Source organism: Inquilinus sp. (assembly GCF_057815775.1).
The window spans coordinates 1-20,373 of sequence record NZ_JBYRFX010000814.1; the positions used below are offsets into that span (position 1 = coordinate 1).

Genomic DNA, 20,373 nt, shown 5'->3' on the forward strand with positions numbered 1-20,373 from the left:
GCGCCTCGACGCTGGCGACGTCCTTGCGGGTGGCGATGCCGTCGCCGCCGGAGGAGGTGTCGAGGGCCAGCACCTGCACCACCGGCACGCCGGAGCTGGCGTAGAGCAGGTGGGTGTCGACGGTGGTGGTGATCACCTGCACATCGCCCGAGGCCATGGCCTGGTGGCGGTTCGTGGTCGGCATCTTGACGATGTCTAGGTCGATACCGTGCTTCTCGAAGAAGCCCAGCTGCTTGGCCAGCGTGATCGGCGCGAAGCCGGTCCAGCCGCTCATGGCCAGGCGCAGCTTCACCGGTTCGGCGGCAGCGGCGGTTGTGGTTATGGCGGCGGCGGTCAAGGCGAAGACGGTGGCGGCGATGCCCAGTCGCATGATGCTGTTCCCTGTTCCGTTGGCCCGGACGTCGTTGCGTCCGAACGCGATTCACCGCAGCCTGCCCCAAACCCGGGGCGTCGGCTACGGCATTTCGCAGTGCAGCGGAACCGGGTGGGCGGTCAGTAGACGGTCACGGCCGAGCCTGCCGACCGGTAGGCGCTGGGCGTGACGTCGACCTTGTCGGCGCGGATCGTCTCCAGCGTCTGGCACAGCGACCAGCGCGCGGTCGTGCCGGAAATGGTGATGCGGTCGCCGATCCGGACCGGGAACGGCTTGCCCTGGATCGCCACCTCGGTGCCGTCGTCCCGGCGCAGCACGCTGCATGGCCGGCCGACCTGCAGCGTCCCGGTGTAGGTGACGTTGATGTCCTCATGCCACTCGGTGGACACCGTGGGGAAATCGTAGGGCGGGACTTGGGCTGCCTGCTGTCCTGCCGTCTGGCAGGCGGCCAGGAGGGTTGCCGCGGCGAGCGCGAGGAAGACAGTCGGTGAGGGGCGGCGATGATGGGTCGGCAACACGCGCTCTCTTTCTCGTTCAGGCAGCCGGCTCGTTCGGGCGGCCGGATCTTTTTTCTCCAATACAGGGGAAGCAGGTCCGGCGTCCAGCCGGCGATCAAACCAAAGGCCCGGCGGCGGGTGTTTGGATCATTCGATCGGGATTGCGGCGATTTATGGTCCGAGATGTCGCGAACTGCGGAATCATTCACTAGCCGGCAGGGCGCCTGCCCCGAGAACGTCACGGTTCGGCAGTTTTCTTTTACACAGGTTGATTGTATGCCCATGGGGCCTGATGCGGCCCCGACCATGTGGGTCGCACGCTCTTTGGAGTCTGCAGGATGTCAAAGGCCGACCAGCACAAGGCCGAAATCGTCGATAGCGTCGTCGCCCTGGCCAAACAGCGGCTCGACCCGACGAAGGGAGGAATGGCCGAGCGGTTCATCCGCTTGTATTTCCGCAACCTGCCGCCGCACGACGTGCTGCGCGAAGGCGTGGACACCCTCTACAGCGTCGCCCTCGGCCTGCTCCAGTTCGGCGGCGAACGCCGTCCGGGCGAGGTCAAGATCCGGATCTTCAACCCGGTCTATGACGATTATGGCTGGCGCAGCCCGCACACCGTGGTCGAGATCGTCAACGACGACATGCCATTCCTGGTCGATTCGGTGACCGCGGCGATGGGCGAGCTCGGCCTGACCGTGCATCTGGTCGCCCACCCGGTCGTCGCCATCACCCGCGACGGCCAGGGCCGGCTGACCGACATCCAGGATCCCGCGGCGGCCCCCGAAGGGACACCGGCCGAAAGCTTCATGCACCTGCAGGTCGACGAGCGCACCGACAAGGCGACGCTCGACCGGATCGCGGCGACGCTGCGCGGCGCGCTGGCCGATGTCCGTGCCGCGGTCGAGGACTGGTCGGCGATGCGTCAGCAGATCCGCACCGTGCTGGACGAGCTCGACCACAAGGCGCTGCCGGTCGACCCGGGCGAAACGCGCGAGATCGTCTCTTTCCTCGAGTGGCTCGAGGACGACCACTTCACCTTCCTGGGCTATCGCCGCTACGATTTCACCCGCTCCGATGACGGGCTCGAGATCGCGATCGTGCCGGGCAGCGGTCTGGGCGTCCTGCGCGGATCCGATGTCTCGGTGTTCGATGGTGCGCGCCGCTACGACAAGATGTCGGAAGAGGCGCAGGCCATGCTGCGCAGCACGATGCCGCTGACCGTCACCAAGGCCAGCCTGAAGGCGACGGTGCACCGGCCGGTGCATCTCGACGTCTTCACCGTCAAGATCTTCGACGAAGCCGGCGAGGTCGCGGGCGATCACATGTTCGTCGGCCTGTTCACCTCGGTCGCCTATAGCCGCAGCGCCCGCGACATCCCCTATCTCCGGGCCAAGGTCAGCCGCACCCTGGCGCGCGCTGGGCTGGACCCACGCAGCCATGACGGCAAGGCGCTGGGCCATATCTTCGACACCTATCCGCGCGACGAGCTGTTCCAGATCGCCGACGACCAGCTGCTCGACATCGGCATGGGCGTGCTGCACCTGCAGGAACGGCAGCGCACCGCGCTGTTCGTGCGCCGCGACCCGTTCGGCCGCTTTGTCTCCTGCCTCGTCTACGTGCCGCGCGACCGCTACAACACCGACCTGCGCCACCGCATCCAGAAGATCCTGGAAAAGGCCTATGGCGGCACGGTCACGGCCTTCACCACCCAGATGACCGAAGGGGCGCATGCCCGCGTCCACTTCACCATCAAGTCCGAGCCCGGCGCCGGCACGGACGAACCGACCGATGTGATCGAGGAGCGGCTGGTCGAGGCCGGGCGCAGCTGGTCCGACCTGCTGCAATCGGCCCTGGTCGAGAAGAAGGGCGAGGAGCAGGGGCTGACCCTGCTGCGCCGCTATGCCGAGGCCTTCCCGGCCGGCTACCGCGAGGAGACGTCGCCGGCGGCGGCGATCGTCGACATCGAGCGGATCGAGGAGATCGACGAGGCTGGCGAGATCGGGCTGCACCTGTTCCGGCCGATCGAGGCTGCGGCGAACGAGCTGCGGTTCAAGCTGTACCATCGCAGCACCCCGGTGCCGCTGTCCGACGTGCTGCCGATGCTGGAGCATATCGGTTTCAAGGTGGTGTCCGAGATCCCGACCGAGGTCGCGATTCAGGGTCAACCACCGGTCTGGATCCACGATTTCGAAGTGCGCAGCCGCAGCGGCGACGCGATCGAGCTGAATCGGCTGAAGGCCGTGTTCCAGACCGCCTTCGAGCGGATCTGGAGCGGCGACATGGAGGATGACCGGCTGAACCGGCTGGTGCTCGCCGCCGGGCTCGACTGGCGGTCGATCACCCTGCTGCGCGCCTATGCAAAGTTCCTGCGCCAGGCGCGATTCTCGTTCAGCCAGGAGACGATCGAGGACACGCTGGTCGCGCATCCCGAGATCACCCGGGCGATCGTGCGCATGTTCATGACCCGCTTCGACCCGGACCTGACCGGCGACCGCGAGGTGGCGATCCGCGGCATGCTGGTCGAGATCGACCATGCGCTCGATGCCGTCACCAACCTGGACGAGGACCGCATCCTTCGCCGCTACCTGAACTTGGTACGGTCGACGCTGCGGACCAACTTCTTCCAGACCGACGACCAGGGCCGGCCGAAATCCTACCTGTCGCTCAAGCTCGACAGCCTGTCGGTCGAGGAGATGCCGCTGCCGCGGCCATGGCGCGAGATCTTCGTCTACAGCCCCCGGATGGAAGGCGTGCATCTGCGTGGCGGCAAGGTCGCCCGCGGCGGCATCCGCTGGTCCGACCGGCGCGAGGATTTCCGCACCGAGATCCTCGGGCTGATGAAGGCGCAGATGGTGAAGAACACCGTCATCGTCCCGGTCGGCTCGAAGGGCGGCTTCGTGCTGAAGCGGCCGCCGACCCAGGGCGGGCGCGAGGCGTTCCAGGCCGAAGGCATCGAATGCTACAAGATCCTGATGCGCGGCCTGCTCGACATCACCGACACCATCGTCGGCGGTGAGACGGAGCATCCCGACCGCGTCGTCCGGCATGACGAGGACGACCCCTATCTCGTCGTCGCCGCCGACAAGGGCACGGCCACCTTCTCCGACATCGCCAACGGCGTCAGCCAGGATTACGGCTTCTGGCTGGACGATGCCTTCGCCTCCGGCGGTTCGGCCGGCTACGACCACAAGAAGATGGGCATCACCGCCCGTGGCGCCTGGGAATCGGTCAAGCGCCACTTCCGCGAACTCGGCACCGACATCCAGTCGCAGGACTTCACCTGCGTCGGCGTCGGCGACATGTCGGGCGACGTGTTCGGCAACGGCATGATCCTGTCCGAACACACCCGGCTGTTCGGCGCTTTCAACCACCTGCACATCTTCGTCGACCCGAATCCGGATGCGGCGACCAGCTTCGTCGAGCGCAAGCGGCTGTACGACCTAGCCCGTGGCTCCTGGGACCAGTACGACGCGTCGCTGCTGTCGCCCGGCGGCGCCGTGTTCGACCGCAAGGCCAAGTCGCTCAAGCTGTCGCCGGAGATCCGCGCCCGCTTCGGGCTGGAGCGGGAGACGGTGACGCCGAACGAGTTGATGCAGGCCATGCTGCGGGCCGAGGTCGACCTGCTGTGGTTCGGCGGCATCGGCACCTATGTGAAGGGCAGCCGCGAAAGCCAGGCCGATGCCGGCGACAAGGCGAATGACCCGCTGCGCATCAACGGCCGCGACGTCCGCGCCCGGGTGATCGGCGAAGGCGCCAATCTCGGCGTCACCCAGTTCGGCCGCATCGAATATGCCCGGACCGGCGCCGGCGGGGCCGGCGGCAAGCTGAACACCGACTTCATCGACAATTCGGCCGGCGTCGACACCTCGGACCATGAGGTCAACATCAAGGTGCTGATGGGCGCCGTGGTCCAGGCCGGCGACCTGACCCTGAAGCAGCGCAACCAGCTGCTGGGCAGCATGACCGAGGAGGTCGGCCTGCTGGTGCTGCGCGACAACTACCTGCAGAGCCAGGCGCTGTCGCTCGCGGTCGGCGAGGGGGTCGAGGTGCTGGACCAGCAGGGCCGCTTCATGCGCGGCCTGGAAAAGGCCGGCAAGCTCGACCGCCTGATCGAGATGCTGCCGACCGATGAGGAGCTGACCCAGCGTTCCGCCAACCGTGAAGGCCTGACCCGGCCGGAGCAGGCGGTGCTGCTGGCCTATGCCAAGATCACCATCTACGACGCGCTGCTGGCCAGCGACCTGCCGGACGATCCGGCCCTGGTCGACGACCTGTTCCTGTACTTCCCGACGCCGCTGCGCGAGCGGTTCAAGGACTCGATCGAACACCACCGGCTGCGGCGCGAGATCGTGGCGACCCATGTCACCAACAGCATGGTGAACCGGGTCGGCGCCACCTTCGTGTCGGAGATGGCGGACCGCACCGGCCTGGGCGTGGCCGAGATCGCGCGGGCCTATCTGATCGTGCGCGACAGCTTCGGCCTGCGCGAGATCTGGTCGGCGGTCGAGGCGCTCGACAACAAGGCCGAGGCCCAGGCCCAGATCCGCGCCATGCTGGCGACCCGGCGGCTGATCGAACGCACCGTGGCCTGGATCCTGCGCCAGCAGGGCCGCGGCCTCGATGTCGGGGCGGATGTCGCGCATCTCAAACCCGGTCTGGCCGAGCTGGAGCGCGAGCTGGACGCCGCGATCTTCGACGATGCCCGCGCCGTGATCGACGCCCGCGCCAAATCCTTCGTCGAGGCCGGGCTGCCGGAAGACCTGGCCCGCCGCGTCGCCCGGCTGAACCTGTGGGCCGCGGGGCTCGACGTCATCCGCATCGCCGACGACACCGGCCGCGGTGTGACCGAGGTCGCCTCGGTCTACTTCGAGACCGGGCGCCGGCTCGGCCTCGCCTGGCTGCGCGATGGCGCCAGCCGGATGCCGGCGACCAACCACTGGCAGAAGCAGGCGGTGGGCGCGATCGTCGACGACCTCTACACCCTGCAGGCCGACCTGGCGGTGCGGGCGATGCAGGCAGCGCCCTCAGGGGCGGCCGGGGCCGAGGCGGTTGAGGCCTGGGTCGACCATCGCCGGGCACCGGTGGAACGGGTCGACCAGCTGGTGTCGGAGCTGAAGGCGATGGACCAGGTCGACCTGTCGATGCTTGCCGTCGCCAACCGCAACCTGCGCGGCCTGGCGACGGGGTAAGGACGATCAGATGTAGGCTGGGTTCGCCAACGCGAACCCAGCCTACGCTCGACCTGCCGTCCCTATTCCCCCCGCAGCAGCTTCTGCAGCGGGGCGGCGTGGCGCAGGATCGGTGACTTGATCACGATGTAGCTGAAGTACTTCTCGATGCCGATCGGGCGGTCCAGCAGCGCCTCCATCACCTGCTGGTAATGGGCGATGCTGCGGGTCAGGAAGCGCAGCAGATAGTCGTAGCCGCCGCTGACCAAGTGGCATTCCAGCAGCTCCTCGACCGTGCCCAGCCCGGCCTCGAAGCGGATGAAATCCTCGCGCCGGTGGTCGCTCAGCGTCACCTCGGTGAAGACGGTCACGGTCTCGGTCAGCTTCGACAGGGCGATGCGTGCGCCGTAGCCGGCGATGTAGCCGCCGGCCTCCAGCCGCCGCACCCGCTGCAGGCAGGGGCTGGGCGACAGCCCGACCGCATCGGCCAGGGCGGCGTTCGTCATCCGCCCGTCGACCTGCAGCCGGGCCAGGATGGCGATGTCGATCCGGTCCAGCTTCGGCGCCATCCTGTCCTCGTCCGATTGGCCGCGGGATTTAACCGCGCAGCGCTTCCTGATGAGCTTTTGCCAGTTCCGCCATGCTGGTGAAGCGGAAATCGACCTTCGGCTCGCTCGCCGGCCGCATCGTGGCGCCGAAACCGCCCTCGGCATGGCGGCGGTGGATCCAGCAGGTCGGCAGGCCGGCCGCGATCGCCGGCTCATGGTCGTGGAACAGGCTCTCCGCCGTGTGCAGGATCTCGCCTTTGGCGATGCCCATGCCGCCCAGCTTCTCCAGCATGTAGTCGAAGTTGCGCGGCGCCGGCTTGTAGCTGCCGATATCCTCGGCTGTGTAGATCGCGTCGAACTCGACCTGCAGCCGGACATTGCTCAGGGCGAAGCTGGCATTGTCGACATTCGAGAGGATGGCGAGCTTGTAGTACTTCTTCAGGTACTGCAGCGCGCCGGCGGTGTCGGCAAAGGCCGGCCAGCCCTTGACCGAGCGGCCATAGGCCTGCGCCTCTTCCCAGCTCACGGCCACGCCCCATTCCTCGGCCAGGCGCTTGTAGACGATCGCCAGCAGCTCGCTGTAGCGCCGCGCCGGGGTCCAGCGCTGCTGCGCCGATTCGTGGCGGGCATGCGCCTCCAGGATCTGGTCGCGGGTCAGCGGCCGGCCGGCGCGGGCGGTCAGCGGCGCCAGCGCGTTGACCATGCCGCTCTCCCAATCGATCAGGGTGCCGTAGCAGTCGAAGGTCAGGATCTTGAAGTCGGTGAGCTTCATGGCGTCGTCCTCGGTCGGGGGCTTCGATGGGGGGCCTCGATCCATCGATTATCCCCGACCCCGGCGGCAGTGGCTGCGCAATCGCGTCCGGCGGCGGCAGGACGCTCTGAAAGACAGTCGGGCCGCAGCAGAAAATGCTGTGCCGGTTTCAGGCCGGGCGGCGGCAACGGGCGTGTCGCAGTTGTGGCATGGGGCGTCGGCTGTGGAGCGGGATGCCGCCGCCGAGTCGCGCCATCATCCGGGTCAAGAGGTGCCAGTCCACGCCAGCTTCGGCCGCGCCCGCAGGGAGATCCAAATTATGGAATCGCGTTCGGCCATGTCGATGGACCTGATGACCCGCGCGCCGGGCTTCAGCCTGAAGCGGGACTTCTACACCAGCCCCGCCTATCACGCGCTGGACCTGGAGCACATATTCTACAAGGAATGGCTGTTCGCCGCCAATTCCTGCGAGATGCCGCGGCCGGGCGACTTCACCACGCTGCAGGTCGGCGAATACCCCGTCATCCTGGTGCGCGGCCGCGACGGCGCCATCCGCGCCTTCCACAATGTCTGCCGCCACCGCGGCTCGCGCCTGTGCACCGATGAGCGCGGGTCGCGCCCGCGGCTGGTCTGCCCCTATCACCAGTGGACCTACGACCTCGACGGCAAGCTGATCTTCGCCCGCGACATGATGAACGAGATCGACCTGACGCAGTTCGGGCTGATGCCTGTCGCGTGCGGCGAGGTCGCCGGCTGGATCTTCATCTCGCTGGCGGATGAGCCGCGCGACTTCGAGGTGTTCCGCCGCATGGTCGAACCCTATATGGCGCCGCACCGGCTCACGGAAGCCAAGGTCGCCCACAGCTCGACCATCATCGAGAAGGGCAACTGGAAGCTGGTGATGGAGAACAACCGCGAATGCTACCACTGCTCCAGCAACCATCCGGAGCTGTGCCGCGTCTTCTCCGACCAGCCGACCCTGGCCACCAGCCTGAACGGGACGGAGGAGAACGCGACGGGTGAGGATGCCCGCATCCTCGACCATTGGGATCGGTGCGAGGCGGCGGGGCTGCCCAGCCGCTACCAGATCTCGCCGGATGCGCAGTACCGCGTGATGCGCCTGCCGTTCCTGCGCGAGGCCGAGTCGATGACCATGGACGGGCAGGCGGCGGTGCGCCGCCCGCTCGCGGATTTCCCGACCGGCGGCCTCGGCTCGATGCTGCTCTACCACTACCCGAACAGCTGGAACCACCTGCTGTCGGACCACGCCCTGAGCTTCCGCATTCTGCCGATCAGCCCGACCGAGACCGAGGTCACCACCAAGTGGCTGGTGCACAAGGATGCGGTCGAGGGCGTCGACTACGATCTCAAGACCCTGACCGAGGTGTGGCTGGCGACCAATGACGAGGACCGCCGCATCGTCGAGGAGAACCAGCGCGGCATCCTGTCCCCGGCCTATCGGCCCGGCCCCTATTCGCGGATGCATGAAGGCGCGGTGATCCAGTTCGTCGACTGGTATGCCGACGCCATGTACGGCCGGCTCGGCGGTGGCACCGCCGCCGCCCCGATCCGCGACGTGGCCTGAGGGACGGGGCGTGGCCGCACCTGTGACGGCGGTGCCGAAGCTGTGGGATTCGAAGACGGCGCGGCTGCGCTGCGTCGGCATCCGTGAGGAGGCGCCCGACGTCCGCACCTTCCGCTTCGAGGCGGAGGATGGCAGCTGGTTTGCCTACCGCCCCGGCCAGTTCGTGACGCTGGAACTGCCGGTCGGGCCCGAGCCGGTGCTGCGCACCTACACCCTGGCCTCGACCCCGTCGCGGCCGCACCACGCCAAGATCACCACCAAGGTCCAGCCGGGCAGCGTCGCCACGCGCTGGCTGTTCGATCACCTCAAGCTCGGCGACCGGCTGACGGCGCATGGGCCGGCCGGACGCTTCTCACTGGTCGACCATCCGGGCGACCGCTACCTGTTCCTATCGGCCGGCAGCGGCGCCACGCCGATGATGTCGATGGCCCGCTGGCTGTTCGACACCGCGCCGCAGACCGACGTCACCTATGTCCATTTCGCCCGCCAGCCGGAGGACCTGCTGTTCCGGTCGGAGCTCGGCTACATGGCCGAGGCTGCGGCCGGACTGCGGCTGCGCTTCGCCGTCACCGGCGCGCCGAAGGGCGAGGGCTGGAGCAGCGGACGGCTCGACCCGGCGCTGCTGTCGGTGCTGTGCCCCGACATCGCCGACCGCACCGTGTTCTGCTGCGGCCCGGACCGGTTCATGGAAGCCGCCCGGCGGCTGGCCGGCGACCTCGGCGTCCCGGCGGCCCGCTGGCATGAGGAAAGCTTCGGTGAGACCCCGGCGCCGGTGCCGGTGATCTCCCCGATCGCGCCGTCGGCGACCGAGACGGCGGCGGCCACCGGCATGCAGGTGGTGTTCACCCGCTCCGGCCGCAAAGCGCCGCTGCTGCCCGGCCAGACCATCCTGGAGGCGGCGGAAGGCTGCGGCCTGCGCATCCCCACCGCCTGCCGCCAGGGTCTGTGCGGCACCTGCCTAGTGCGCAAGCTCTCCGGTTCCGTGCGGATGGAGCACAATGGCGGCATCGCCGATGACGAGATCGCCGATGGCTGGATCCTGGCCTGCTGCTCCGAGGCCGAGTCGGCGCTGGTCGAGGTCGAGGTCTGACCGTGCTGTGCCTTGACAGGGGGCCGGAGGGAGCGTTTATTCAACTGATTGGTTAAGAACAATTCAGTTGGGCACCGTGGCGTCCGATCCCCTCAGCACCACCCTCTCCGCCCTGGCCGACCCCACCCGGCGCGGCATCCTGGCCCGGCTGGCGCTGGGCGAGGCCAGCGTCACCGAGCTGGCCGAACCCTATGCGATGAGCATGGCCGCGGTGTCGAAGCACCTGAAGGTGCTGGAACAGGCCGGGCTGATCTCCCGCGGGCGGGAAGCGCAGTGGCGCCCCTGCCGGCTCGAGGCTGCACCGATGCGGGAGGTGGCCGGCTGGCTCGACTTCTACCGGCGTTTCTGGGACGAGAGCCTCGACCGGCTCGATGCCTATCTCAAGCAGATCCAGGCGGGCGAGACCGGCGGAACCGAGGGGCCGGACAAAAAAGAATCGTGACGCTGTCGGATCGCCGCCCCGCGGTTCGTCCTTGGGGCAGACATCCCGATGGGATGGCGTTCCGAACGACAACACCGATGTCCCGGGAGAAAAAGCCATGCAGCAGCACCAGCTCCAGCCCTACCTGTTCTTCAACGGCCGTTGCGACGAGGCGATCGACTTCTACGGCCGCGTCCTGGGTGCCGAGGTGATCCAGCTGTTCCGGTACAAGGACAACCCCGAGCCGACGCAGATGCCCCTGCCGCCCGGATCGGAGAACAAGGTGATGCATGCCTGCATCCGGGTCGGCGACGCGGCGCTGCTGGCGTCCGACGGCATGTGTTCGGGCAGCACCGACTTCCGGGGCTTCTCGCTGGCCTATACCGCCGCGACCGATGCTGCGGCCGAGACGGTCTTCGCCGCCCTCGGCGATGGCGGCCAGGTGCAGCAGCCGCTGATCCAGACCTTCTTCAGCTCGCGCTTCGGCATGCTCACCGACCGCTTCGGCGTGGGCTGGATGGTCACCGTGGCGCAGCCCGCGGCAGCCTGACGGGCCTGCGCTACAGCCGCGGCACGGTGCGGACGACCCTGGCCAGGAAGGCGTCGCACCGGGCCTCGGTGGCCTGGTTCATGTCGTATAGCGCGAGATAGCGCGCCGGGGCCCAGGGCCGGATCAGGCCGCGCAGCCAGCGCCGCACCAGCTTCCGCGGCGGGTCGCCCATCAGCAGGCTGGACCAGTGTGAGCCGCCATAGGACACGATTGCGGTCAGCGACCGGATGTTCTGCAGCGCCGGCCGCACCTGGCCGCCCTCGATCTGGAACGACACGCCCGGCAGCATCACACGGTCGAAATAGCCCTTCAGGATCGCCGGGAAGCCGTAATTCCACACCGGCGCCATGACCACCAGCGCCTCGGCCCGCAACAGCCGTTCCACATACGCCTCGACCGGCCGGCGGTTGATGGCGAGGTCGTGGTACTGCAGCCGCTCCTGCCGCGACAGCACCGGGTCGAAGCCCTCGGCATACAGGTCGCAATCATCGACCTCGTGCCCGGCACGGCGCAGCGCCCCGACCGTCGCCAGGTGCAGCGCCGCGTGAAAACTGGTCTCGACCGGGTGGGCGAACAGCACCAGGACGCGCATGGTCCTATCCCGTGGCCTGCAGTCCCGGGAACAGGTAGGTCCGGCCCGACTCCAGATCGTAATCCGGGTCGTCCCAGCCGATCATCTTGCCGGGGTTCAACAGGCCCCGTGGGTCGGTCTCGCGCTTGAAGGCCAGCTGCACCGCGTCGGTGCGCTTCATGCCGCCCTCCTCCAGCGTGTAGCGGTGCGGGTTGAAGATCAGGCAGCCATGGTCCTCATGGATGCGGATGATCTCGTCCAGCCGCGCCTCGCTGGTGAAGCGCACGATCGGCAGGCCGGAACAGGTGACGTTGCCGTCGAAGCGGATCACCTCGAGATGCCCGGGCACCTCGTCGCCAAAGATCTTCGTCATCTCCTCCACCAGCCGCAAATGGTCGGGGAAGGGGTACAGCACCTGCAGATAGGTGATGGTCGGGTCGATCTTGATCGCCCGCAGCGTGGTGTGGTTCCAGGTCAGCTCATACAGCGGCGGCAGGCCCTTCTTCGTCTCCTCCGTCGCCGTGTCGGCGCGGAACAGCACCTCGCCCTTCGACCGCTTCATGAAGGCCTCGAAGCCGCCCATGGCGACATCCGCCACCATCAGCAGCACCACCGACTGGTCGCGGCGGATGAAGCGGCGGTGCTTCAGGAAATAGTCATGCGCCAGTGGGGCGGCGACCGGCGCGATCTCCTTGACCAGCAGGCCGTCGGCCCGGCCAATCTCCTCGCCGAAGCGCACCGCGTCCATCCAGTCGTCGAAGCCGACCACGACGTCGACCCAGTCCGGCGCCGCGGTCAACGGGATCTCGACCTCGGTGATGATGCCGTTGGTGCCATAGGCGTGCAGTGCCTTCAGCAGATCCTCGCCGGACAGATCGAGAGTGCGCGGCTCCGCCTCCATCGTCACCAGCTTCAGCCGCATGACGTTGCCCAGGTTGCGCAGGCCGCCCCAGCGGATTGAGCCGACGCCGCCGGACCCGCCGGCCAGGAAGCCGCCGATCGTCGCCATCCGGTAGGTCGACGGGAACAGCCGCATCTCCTGCCCGACTTTGGCGCGGGTCTGCGCGTCCATCTGGGCCAGCACGGCGCCGGCCTCGGCCGTCACCGCGCCGGGGCGGATCGCGGTCACCGCGTTCATCCGGGCCAGGTTCAGCACCATGCCGCCGGACAGCGGCATGGCCTGGCCGTAATTGCCGGTGCCGGCGCCGCGCGGCGTCACCGGCACGCCATGGGCATGGGCCGCCTTCAGCGCCTGCACCACCTCGGCCTCCGAGGTCGGCGACACCACGATGTCGCCGGTGACATGCTCCAGCTGCCGCTTCAGCACCGGCGAGTACCAGAAGAAATCCTGGCTCTTCTGCTTCACCAGGACTGGATCGTCGGTAACCCTCAGCCCCTCCAGGTCGCGCTTCAACGCGGCGAGATCGGTCATCGGGCCTCTCCTTCGGCGGGCGCCAGCAGCGCGTCGAGCTCGCGGTAATCCGGCAGCGTGGTGTCGATGGCGCGGCCGGCCCGGATCACGATCCGGTCGGATTGCGGGCGGGACAGCAGCTCGGTCCAGGTCCGGGCGCGCAGCAGCACAAGGTCGGCGCCGCCGCCCGCTTCTAGGCGGCCGAACTCCGGCCGGCCCAGCACCTCGGCCGGCGTCGCGGTCACCGCGCGCGGCCAGTCGCCGACCGGGTGGTCGAGATGCAGGATGCGCGTCGCCTGGGTGTAGACCTCCAGCGCGTCGAGATCGCCATAGGCGTAGAACGGGTCGCGGGTGTTGTCGGACGACACCATGACCGGGATGCCGCGCGCCTTCATCTCGTGCAGCAGCGTCACCCCGCGCCAGCGCGGGGTCGTCCCGGCGTGGCGGCCCTGCAGGTACATGTTGCACATCGGCAGCGACACGACGGCCAGCCCGGCCCGCGCGACGCGGTCCAGGGTGCGGTCGATGACCTCGTCCGGCTGCCGGGCCAGGGAACAGCAGTGGCCGACCAGCACCCGGCCTTCGAAGCGGTGCCGGATCGCCGCCTCGGCGATCATGGCCAGCGACCGGGCGTCCGGGTCGCCGGTCTCGTCGGCGTGGAAGTCGAGGTCGAGGCCGTGCTCGACGGCGTGGCCGAACATACGGTCGATCCCGGCCTCCAGCCCCGCCACCGGGTAGGTGACGGCTCCCAGCATGCCGCCATGGGCGCGCACCGTGCGGCTGAGATCGGCGAAATTCGAATCGTCCAGCAGCCAGTCGATGGCGACCAGGGCCGCGCCCTGTAGCTCGATCCGTCCGGCCCATTCCGCGCGCAGCTCGGCGAAGACCGGCCAGGAGATGCGGTATTGCTGCGGGTCGCTGTCGATATGGGTGCGGATCAGCCGGGTGCCATGGGCGAAGGCGCAGCGCAGGCTGAACTCCATCCGCGCCCGCACATCCGCCGCCGACCAGTTGGCCACCTTGTCCGCCCGCACGGTGGAGAGGGCCCCGTCGAAGCTGCCGTCCGGGTTCGGCGCGCGTGGCCAGATGTGACCCTTGTCGAGATGGGTGTGCGCCTCGACGAAGGCCGGCCAAGCCATGCCGCGGTCGAGGTCCAGCACAGGCAGGGTATCGCCCGCCGGATCCGGTGCCCCGGCCGGCCGGATCGCGACAAGAGTCGCCCCGTCGATCGTCAGATCGGCCAGGGCCAGCCCCTCGCGATCCGGCGCCAGATCCACGCCCTCGGCCAGGCAGGCCGGCACCGTGGCGTTGGTCAGCCGGTAACGGGGAGCGGCGGGCAGGGACGCAAAACCTGGCATCGTCAATTCTCCCGCCGGATGGCGCTTTCGTGCCAGCGCCGCAGCAGCAGGTGCGAGACCAGGCTGGTCAGGGCGAAGATCGCCAGCCCGGTCAGGGTGATCAGGATCAGCGCCGCGAACAGCCGCGGCACGTTCAGCCGCCGCCCGGCCTCCAGGATGCGGAAGGCCAGGCCGGATTGCGCGCCGGCCGAGCCGGCGGCGAATTCCGCCACCACCGACCCGATCAGCGCCAGCCCGCCGCCGATGCGCAGGCCGGTGGCGAAATAGGGCAGGGCGGCCGGCAGGCGCAGATGCAGCAGCGTCTGCCAGCGGGACGCGCCGTACAGTTCGAACAGGTTCAAGAGGTTGTGGTCGGTACTCTTCAGCCCCTGGGTCATGTTCGACAGGATCGGGAAGAAGGCGACGATGAAGGCGCAGATCAGCAGCACCGATTCGGTCGATGGCGCATAGATGATGATCAGCGGCGCGATGGCCACGATCGGCGTGACCTGCAGCACCACGGCATAGGGGTACAGCGCCAGCTCCAGCCAGCGCGACTGGATGAACAGCACGGCCAGCAGCACCCCGCCGACCAGCGCTGCGGCCAGCGCCGCGAAGGTGATGCCGAGCGTGACCTCCAGCGCCGAGGACAGGATCGGCCAGTCGGAGACCAGCGTCGCCACCACCTGGCTCGGCGCCGGCAGGATGTAGTGCGGCACCTGATAGGCCACGACATACCACTGCCACAGCGCGATGAAGGCGGCGAAGGCGATCACCGGAATGCCGATCCGCGCCGCCAGGTTGCGCCAATGCCCGGGCTCGGCCCGGCGCGCCTCGGCGATGGCAGCGGCGTCCTCGGCGGCGTCGCCGGCCTGGAGTGCGGTCTCGGTCATGGCTGCTTCGCCGCCCCGGTGATGGCCCGCGTCAGCGCGTCGGACACGGTGCGGCAATGGGCGTTGTAAGGGGCGGACAGGCGATAATCATTGTCGCGCGGATAGGGCGCATCGACCGCCACCTCCTCGATCACCCGCCCCGGCCGCGCCGCCATCACCACGATCCGGCTGGAGAGATAGACGGATTCGAACACCGAATGGGTGACGAAGACGATGGTCCATTTCTGGCCCTGCCACAGCCGCAGCAGATCATCGTTCAGCTTGATCCGGGTGATCTCGTCCAGCGCCGCGAAGGGTTCGTCCATCAGCAGCAGCTTCGGCCGGGTGACCAGGGCACGGGCGATCGACACCCGCATCTTCATGCCGCCGGACAGCTCGCGCGGATAGGCATCGGCGAAGCGGTCCAGCCCGACCATCGCCAGTGCTTCCATCACCCGGTCCTGCGCCACCGCCCGGCCCAGCCCCTTCAGCCGCAGCGGCAGCCAGACATTCTTGGCCACGGTGGCCCAGGGCATCAGCGTCGGCTCCTGGAACACGAAGCCGATCTCCCGCTCCGGCGCCCCGGTGGCGTCATGGTCGGCGCGCGGCCAGTCGATGGTGCCGGCGGATGGGGCGCCCAGCCCGGCGACCAGCCGCAGCGCCGTCGACTTGCCGCAGCCGGACGGGCCCAGCAGGCTGACGAATTCGCCCTCGCGGATATCCAGCGTCATGGCGGACAGGGCGAGCGTGCCGCTGGCGAAGCGCTTCGACACGCTATTCAGCGAGACCAGCGTCCTTCGCGGCTCCGTCACCGGGCTGGCAGGGGCCGGGGCGATGTCCAGATCCACCTCAGCCGCCGGCCAGTTTCTTGTAGATGTCCAGGCCGACGCCCTTGCAGACGAAGCGGGTGGTGAAGGCCTTGCCGACATCCAGCCCCGGCTCCAGCACGCCGGCCTTGACCAGCTTGTCATAGAAGCCCTGGTAGCGCGCCGCGGTCATGCAGCCGATGCCCTGTGTCTCGGCCTCGCCGGCAATGATGATGTGGTCGGCCTTCAGCTGGGCGATGCCATAGGCGATCTGCTCATCCGTCATCTCCGGATTGTCTTTTTTGATCAGCGCATTGGCCGCAGCGTTGTCGCCGTAGAGGTAGTTGTACCAGCCGATGATCGAGGCATCGACGAAGCGCTGGACCAGGTCCGGGTTGCTGTCGACCAGCGACTGCTGCACCGCGATCGTGGTCGAATAGGAATCCCAGCCATTGTCGGCCAGCAGGAACACCTTCGGCTTCCAGCCGGCCTGCTTCTCGATGTCGAGCGGTTCGGAGGTCAGGTAGCCCTGCTGCCCGGATTGCGGGTCGGCGATGAACGGCGCCGGGCTGAAGGTGTAGGGCTTGTACTGTTCGTCGCTGAGCCCGGGATAGGCCGATTTCAGCCAGCGGAAATAGCTGTCATAGCCGTCGCCGGACAGGAACAGGGTCTTCAGCTTCGCCAGGTCGGCCAGCGTCTCGATGCCCTGATCCGGATGGGCCAGCAGCACCTGCGGGTCCTTCTGGAAGATGGCGGCGATGTTGACCGTCGGCACCCCTTCCTTGACCGCGTCGAAGGCGTCCAGCGTGCCGCCCATGTAGAAGTCGATCTGCCCGGCCACCAGCCGCGCCCGGTTGGCCGCCTGCGGCCCGCCCATGGCGATGGTGACGTCCAGCCCGAACTTGGCGTAGGTGCCATCCGCGATGGCCTGGTAGTAGCCGCCATGTTCCGGCTGGGCCAGCCAGTTGGTGCCGAAGGTGACCTTGTCGAGGGCGAGGGCCGAGCCGGCCGCCAAGCCGGCGGTCAGGCCGAGGGCGAGGCCGAGGACCCGTCCGAGAAGCCGCATGAAGCCGATCCCGTTCTTGTGTCGTGGATGAAACGCCATCAGGAACAAGATGCAACGGCCATGCCATCCGCCCTTGCCGTTGCGGGCGCCGGCCGTCGAACCAGGGTCGCAAGTCATCGTCTGCGTGAATGTTCGCGGCGGTCTCGCTGCTGCGAGAAACGGCCCGTCCTTCACTGCCTGTTTAAGGGGCAGCCTAGCTGAATTTTCCGGCACGCGGCAACCTTGTCACGGCTCCGGCGCCGCCTTACCGTGCCGTTGCTTTTGCGGGAGACGGAAGACCTTGTCGCGCCCCATCACCCCTGCCGGGATCCGGCCGCCCTTCGCCCGCTACAGCCATGCCGTCGAGGTGCCGGGCGGCCACCGCCTGCTGTTCTGTTCCGGCCAGCTCGGCATCGGGCCGGACGAATCGGTGCCCGGCACGGTCGAGGGCCAGACCGAACGCTGCTTCGAGAACATCCGGGCGATCCTGGCGGACGCCGGAATGGACCTGTCGCACATCATCCGGATCAACGCCTTCGTCACTGGGCGCGAGCATCTCAAGGGCTATATGGCGGCACGCGACCGCTTTGTCGCCGACCCGCCGCCGGCCTCGACCCTGATGATCGTCTCCGGCTTCGCCCGGCCGGAATTCCTGGTCGAGATCGAAGTCGTCGCCGCCGCCTGAAAGGACTCGCTCATGCTGCCGAAGCGCCACTGGCACGAGATGACGACGGTCGACTTCCGCGACGGCGGGACAGAGGGCTGGATCGCGGTGCAGCCGGTCTGCGCCATCGAACAGCACGGCCCGCATCTGCCCGTCTACACCGACACCTGCATCGCCGAGGGCATGGTGCGCCGGACGCTGGAGCTGCTGCCGGAGGACCTGCCGGTGACCTTCCTGCCGACCCAGGCGGTCGGCAAGTCGAACGAGCACATCGCCTCGCCCGGCACCCTGACGCTGTCTTGGGAGACGCTGACCCAATACCTGATCGAGATCGGCGAGAGCGTGCGCCGCGCCGGATTGCGCAAGCTGATCCTGATCAACTCGCATGGCGGCAACGTGCCGATCCTCGACGTGGTGGCGCGCGAGCTGCGGGTCCGGCACGGCATGCTGGCGGTGCATGCCGCCTGGGCCCGGTTCGGCAATCCGGACGGGCTGTTCGCGCCGGAGGAGGCGACCTACGGCATCCATGGCGGCGACATGGAAACCTCGGTCATGCTGCATCTGCGGCCGGACCTGGTGAAGCTGGACCTGGCCGAGGATTTCCGCTCGACCCAGCTGGAGTTCATCCGCGACTTCGCGCATCTCAGGGCGCACGGCATCTCGCAGTTCGGCTGGATGGCGCAGGATTTGAACCCCGGCGGTGCCGTCGGCAACGCGGCCCGGGCGACGGCGGAGAAGGGGCGTCAGGTCGTCGACCACCAGGCCGCCGCCTTCGTCGCCCTGTGCCGCGACGTGCACGGCTTCGACCTGACGCAGTTGTGGACGCCTGACGCTTAGGCGGGGGTGAACACCTCGACCGGCGCGCGCACGCCGCGCAGGGTCTGGGGGCCAAGGCAGCGGAAGCGGTCCGGGGCGGCCAGCGCGTCGACGAAGCGGCGGCTGACAACCATCGGAACGTCAAGCACGCCGCACAGATGCTCCAGCCGTGCCGCCTCGTTCACCGCCGGGCCGATGATGGTGAAGTCCAGCCGCTGGCCCGACCCGACATTGCCGTACAGCACGTCACCGGCATGCAGCGCCACGTCCAGTGTCATCACCGGCGCGCCCTCGGCGCTGCGGCGGGTGTTGATCGCGGCGATCCGCTCCAGCGCCTCGGTCGCGGCCAGCAGGGCCCGGCCGCAGGTTTCGGCCGGGTCGGTCTCGGCAAAGGCGAAGGTGGCCAAGAGGCCGTCGCCCATGAACTTCAGCACCTGGCCGCCCCGGGTCTCGATCGGCGTCGCCAGCGCGTCGAGATAGTCGTCCAGCATGGCGATCAGCTGGTCGCGCGGCAGGGCGTCGGCCAGGGCGGTGAAGCCGCGCAGGTCGCCGACCAGGATCGCGGCCGAAATGGTCTCGACCGTGCCGCGTCGGATTTCGCCGCGCAGCACGCGCTGGCCGACGTCCCGGCCGAGATAGGTGCCCAGCACGGTGCGGAAGGCCGCCAGGTCGATGCCGATGCGCAGGGCGGCGCCGAACACCGGCATCAGGTCGTCCAGCGCGTGCACCTCCGCTGCGGTGAAGCCGCCGGCCCGATCGGTCGCCAGCGTGACCGTGGCGCCGGTGCGCACCGGGTGCAGCGCGCCGTCGAAGGCGAATGGGATGACGAAGCAGAGATAGTCGGTGGCGCCGGCGTCGCGGAGCTCGGCCAGGATCGGGAAACGGTCCGTGCCCTCGCCATGCTCCAGCCTGTAGCGGGTCAGCCGCACCAAGTTCTCAGCCTGGGTGGCGGAATCGTGGGCGGCGTCCTGGGCGGCCAGGACCGCCTCGTAGATCGGGCTGCGGCTCGAGATCCTGCCCCAGGAGCCGTGGCCGTACGTCTCGCTCTGCCGGCCGCCGTCGCGGGTCCAGGTCAGGCCGAAGGCCTCCATCTCCGGATGCAGCGTGGTGGCTGAGAGAAAGGCCCGCGACAGCGGGATGCCGGCTGCCAACACCCGGTCGGCAAAGCCGGCGGCGACATCCTGCACTACCCCGGCCAGCAGCGCCTGGTCGCCCAGCCAGCGCCGCAGGGCGCTGAAGGCGGCGGCCATCTCGGGCGACAGGGTGTCAGCGGTCACGCGACAGCCCTCGCGCCTCCAGCGCGGCGAGATAGGCACGCCACAGATCGTCCTGCCGGGTCGCGACGTCGTGCAGGTAGGTCCAGGAATACAGGCCGGTGTCGTGGCCGTCATCGAACACCAGCCGCACCGCGTAGTGGCCGACCGGTTCGACCCCTGTGATGGCGACGGTGCGCTTGCCGCCGACGATGGTCTTCTGCGACGGGCCGTGGCCCTGCACCTCGGCCGACGGGCTCTCGACCCGCAGCAGCTCGGCCGACAGGGTGACGTGCAGCCCGTCGTCGAAGCGGATCTCCAGCACGCGCTCGGCCCGCTTCAGCCGGATATCGACCGGCCGGGACGCGCTGCCGGTCAGCGGCGGGCTGCCGAGGGAGCCGGCCATGGCGTCAGCGCCTTGCGTCGGCGTCGAGGGGCCGCGCCTCGTCGATCAGCATGATCGGGATGCCGTCGCGGATCGGATAGGCCAGCCGTGCCTGGTCCGAAATCAGCTCCTGCGCCTTGGCGTCATAGCGCAGCGGCGACTTGGTCAGCGGGCAGACCAGCATCTCCAGCAGCAGCGGATCGACCGCGGCAGCGACGCTGGGGGTTGGG

20 protein-coding genes are annotated in these 20,373 nt (G+C 68.6%); 7 read left to right on the top strand and 13 right to left on the bottom strand.

Annotated elements, in window-relative coordinates:
- Both AC3XYG_RS29160 and AC3XYG_RS29165 read right to left on the bottom strand, forming a co-directional pair.
- Window positions 1-370, bottom strand: a 370-nt coding sequence (locus tag AC3XYG_RS29160) for an ABC transporter substrate-binding protein (RefSeq protein ID WP_489143382.1), incomplete at its 3' end; no start/stop codon positions are given.
- Between the two features lie 122 nt (window positions 371-492).
- Window positions 493-888: a DUF5818 domain-containing protein gene (locus AC3XYG_RS29165; RefSeq protein ID WP_489143383.1), complete on the bottom strand. Its 396-nt coding sequence runs from the start codon at window positions 886-888 to the stop codon at window positions 493-495.
- Window positions 889-1,208: 320 nt separating this feature from the next.
- Between AC3XYG_RS29165 and AC3XYG_RS29170 the strand changes: the two genes are divergently transcribed.
- Entirely contained in the window at window positions 1,209-6,059 is a 4,851-nt protein-coding gene (locus tag AC3XYG_RS29170; protein ID WP_489143384.1) for an NAD-glutamate dehydrogenase, read from the top strand.
- A 62-nt stretch (window positions 6,060-6,121) separates the two neighbouring features.
- On the opposite strand, the gene AC3XYG_RS29175 is transcribed toward AC3XYG_RS29170, so the two are convergent.
- Both AC3XYG_RS29175 and AC3XYG_RS29180 read right to left on the bottom strand, forming a co-directional pair.
- Window positions 6,122-6,607, bottom strand: coding sequence for an Lrp/AsnC family transcriptional regulator (locus tag AC3XYG_RS29175; RefSeq protein ID WP_489143385.1), 486 nt, complete (start codon window positions 6,605-6,607; stop codon window positions 6,122-6,124).
- Between the two features lie 28 nt (window positions 6,608-6,635).
- Window positions 6,636-7,358, bottom strand: a complete 723-nt coding sequence (locus AC3XYG_RS29180) for a haloacid dehalogenase type II (RefSeq protein ID WP_489143386.1) — start codon at window positions 7,356-7,358, stop codon at window positions 6,636-6,638.
- A 298-nt stretch (window positions 7,359-7,656) separates the two neighbouring features.
- Between AC3XYG_RS29180 and AC3XYG_RS29185 the strand changes: the two genes are divergently transcribed.
- From AC3XYG_RS29185 to AC3XYG_RS29200, 4 genes are all read left to right on the top strand, one after another.
- The gene (locus AC3XYG_RS29185; protein WP_489143387.1) at window positions 7,657-8,922 is read left to right on the top strand and encodes an aromatic ring-hydroxylating oxygenase subunit alpha; all 1,266 of its coding nucleotides are present in this window, start codon (window positions 7,657-7,659) and stop codon (window positions 8,920-8,922) included.
- Between the two features lie 10 nt (window positions 8,923-8,932).
- Window positions 8,933-10,012: an FAD-binding oxidoreductase gene (locus tag AC3XYG_RS29190; protein WP_489143388.1), complete on the top strand. Its 1,080-nt coding sequence runs from the start codon at window positions 8,933-8,935 to the stop codon at window positions 10,010-10,012.
- Between the two features lie 76 nt (window positions 10,013-10,088).
- Window positions 10,089-10,454 (top strand): ArsR/SmtB family transcription factor, encoded by a 366-nt coding sequence (locus AC3XYG_RS29195; protein WP_489143389.1) that lies wholly within the window; start codon window positions 10,089-10,091, stop codon window positions 10,452-10,454.
- Between the two features lie 97 nt (window positions 10,455-10,551).
- Complete coding sequence (locus AC3XYG_RS29200; protein WP_489143390.1) at window positions 10,552-10,983, top strand: VOC family protein; 432 nt, start codon at window positions 10,552-10,554, stop codon at window positions 10,981-10,983.
- Window positions 10,984-10,993: 10 nt separating this feature from the next.
- On the opposite strand, the gene AC3XYG_RS29205 is transcribed toward AC3XYG_RS29200, so the two are convergent.
- From AC3XYG_RS29205 to AC3XYG_RS29230, 6 genes are read right to left on the bottom strand one after another with little or no spacing between them, the layout of a single operon-like run.
- Entirely contained in the window at window positions 10,994-11,575 is a 582-nt protein-coding gene (locus AC3XYG_RS29205) for an NAD(P)H-dependent oxidoreductase (protein ID WP_489143391.1), read from the bottom strand.
- A 4-nt stretch (window positions 11,576-11,579) separates the two neighbouring features.
- Entirely contained in the window at window positions 11,580-12,986 is a 1,407-nt protein-coding gene (locus AC3XYG_RS29210; protein ID WP_489143392.1) for an FAD-binding oxidoreductase, read from the bottom strand.
- The gene (locus tag AC3XYG_RS29215; RefSeq protein ID WP_489143393.1) at window positions 12,983-14,323 is read right to left on the bottom strand and encodes a cytosine deaminase; all 1,341 of its coding nucleotides are present in this window, start codon (window positions 14,321-14,323) and stop codon (window positions 12,983-12,985) included. Before AC3XYG_RS29215 ends, AC3XYG_RS29210 begins: the two co-directional genes overlap by 4 nt.
- 2 nt (window positions 14,324-14,325) lie before the next feature.
- Window positions 14,326-15,195 carry an ABC transporter permease gene (locus AC3XYG_RS29220; protein ID WP_489143394.1) on the bottom strand — a complete coding sequence of 290 codons (870 nt, stop codon included), beginning with the start codon at window positions 15,193-15,195 and terminating at the stop codon, window positions 14,326-14,328.
- Window positions 15,192-16,022, bottom strand: a complete 831-nt coding sequence (locus tag AC3XYG_RS29225; protein WP_489143395.1) for an ABC transporter ATP-binding protein — start codon at window positions 16,020-16,022, stop codon at window positions 15,192-15,194. The genes AC3XYG_RS29220 and AC3XYG_RS29225 overlap by 4 nt, the downstream gene beginning before the upstream one ends.
- A 1-nt stretch (window position 16,023) precedes the next feature.
- On the bottom strand, window positions 16,024-17,046 hold the full coding sequence (locus tag AC3XYG_RS29230) for an ABC transporter substrate-binding protein (RefSeq protein ID WP_489143396.1): 1,023 nt from the start codon (window positions 17,044-17,046) through the stop codon (window positions 16,024-16,026).
- A gap of 280 nt (window positions 17,047-17,326) precedes the next feature.
- Here AC3XYG_RS29230 and AC3XYG_RS29235 point away from each other — a divergent pair, with 280 nt between their 5' ends.
- Together AC3XYG_RS29235 and AC3XYG_RS29240 are read left to right on the top strand one after the other, a co-directional pair.
- The gene (locus AC3XYG_RS29235; RefSeq protein ID WP_489143397.1) at window positions 17,327-17,710 is read left to right on the top strand and encodes a RidA family protein; all 384 of its coding nucleotides are present in this window, start codon (window positions 17,327-17,329) and stop codon (window positions 17,708-17,710) included.
- A gap of 12 nt (window positions 17,711-17,722) precedes the next feature.
- Window positions 17,723-18,526: a creatininase family protein gene (locus tag AC3XYG_RS29240; RefSeq protein ID WP_489143398.1), complete on the top strand. Its 804-nt coding sequence runs from the start codon at window positions 17,723-17,725 to the stop codon at window positions 18,524-18,526.
- On the opposite strand, the gene AC3XYG_RS29245 is transcribed toward AC3XYG_RS29240, so the two are convergent.
- The 3 genes from AC3XYG_RS29245 to AC3XYG_RS29255 are packed head-to-tail and all read right to left on the bottom strand — an operon-like array spanning window position 18,523 to window position 20,339.
- Window positions 18,523-19,782 carry an adenylate/guanylate cyclase domain-containing protein gene (locus AC3XYG_RS29245; protein ID WP_489143399.1) on the bottom strand — a complete coding sequence of 420 codons (1,260 nt, stop codon included), beginning with the start codon at window positions 19,780-19,782 and terminating at the stop codon, window positions 18,523-18,525. The genes AC3XYG_RS29240 and AC3XYG_RS29245 overlap by 4 nt on opposite strands.
- Complete coding sequence (locus tag AC3XYG_RS29250) at window positions 19,772-20,164, bottom strand: gamma-butyrobetaine hydroxylase family protein (protein WP_489143400.1); 393 nt, start codon at window positions 20,162-20,164, stop codon at window positions 19,772-19,774. Before AC3XYG_RS29250 ends, AC3XYG_RS29245 begins: the two co-directional genes overlap by 11 nt.
- 4 nt (window positions 20,165-20,168) lie before the next feature.
- Window positions 20,169-20,339: a Trm112 family protein gene (locus AC3XYG_RS29255; RefSeq protein ID WP_489143401.1), complete on the bottom strand. Its 171-nt coding sequence runs from the start codon at window positions 20,337-20,339 to the stop codon at window positions 20,169-20,171.
- Between the last annotated feature and the right edge of the window lie 34 nt (window positions 20,340-20,373).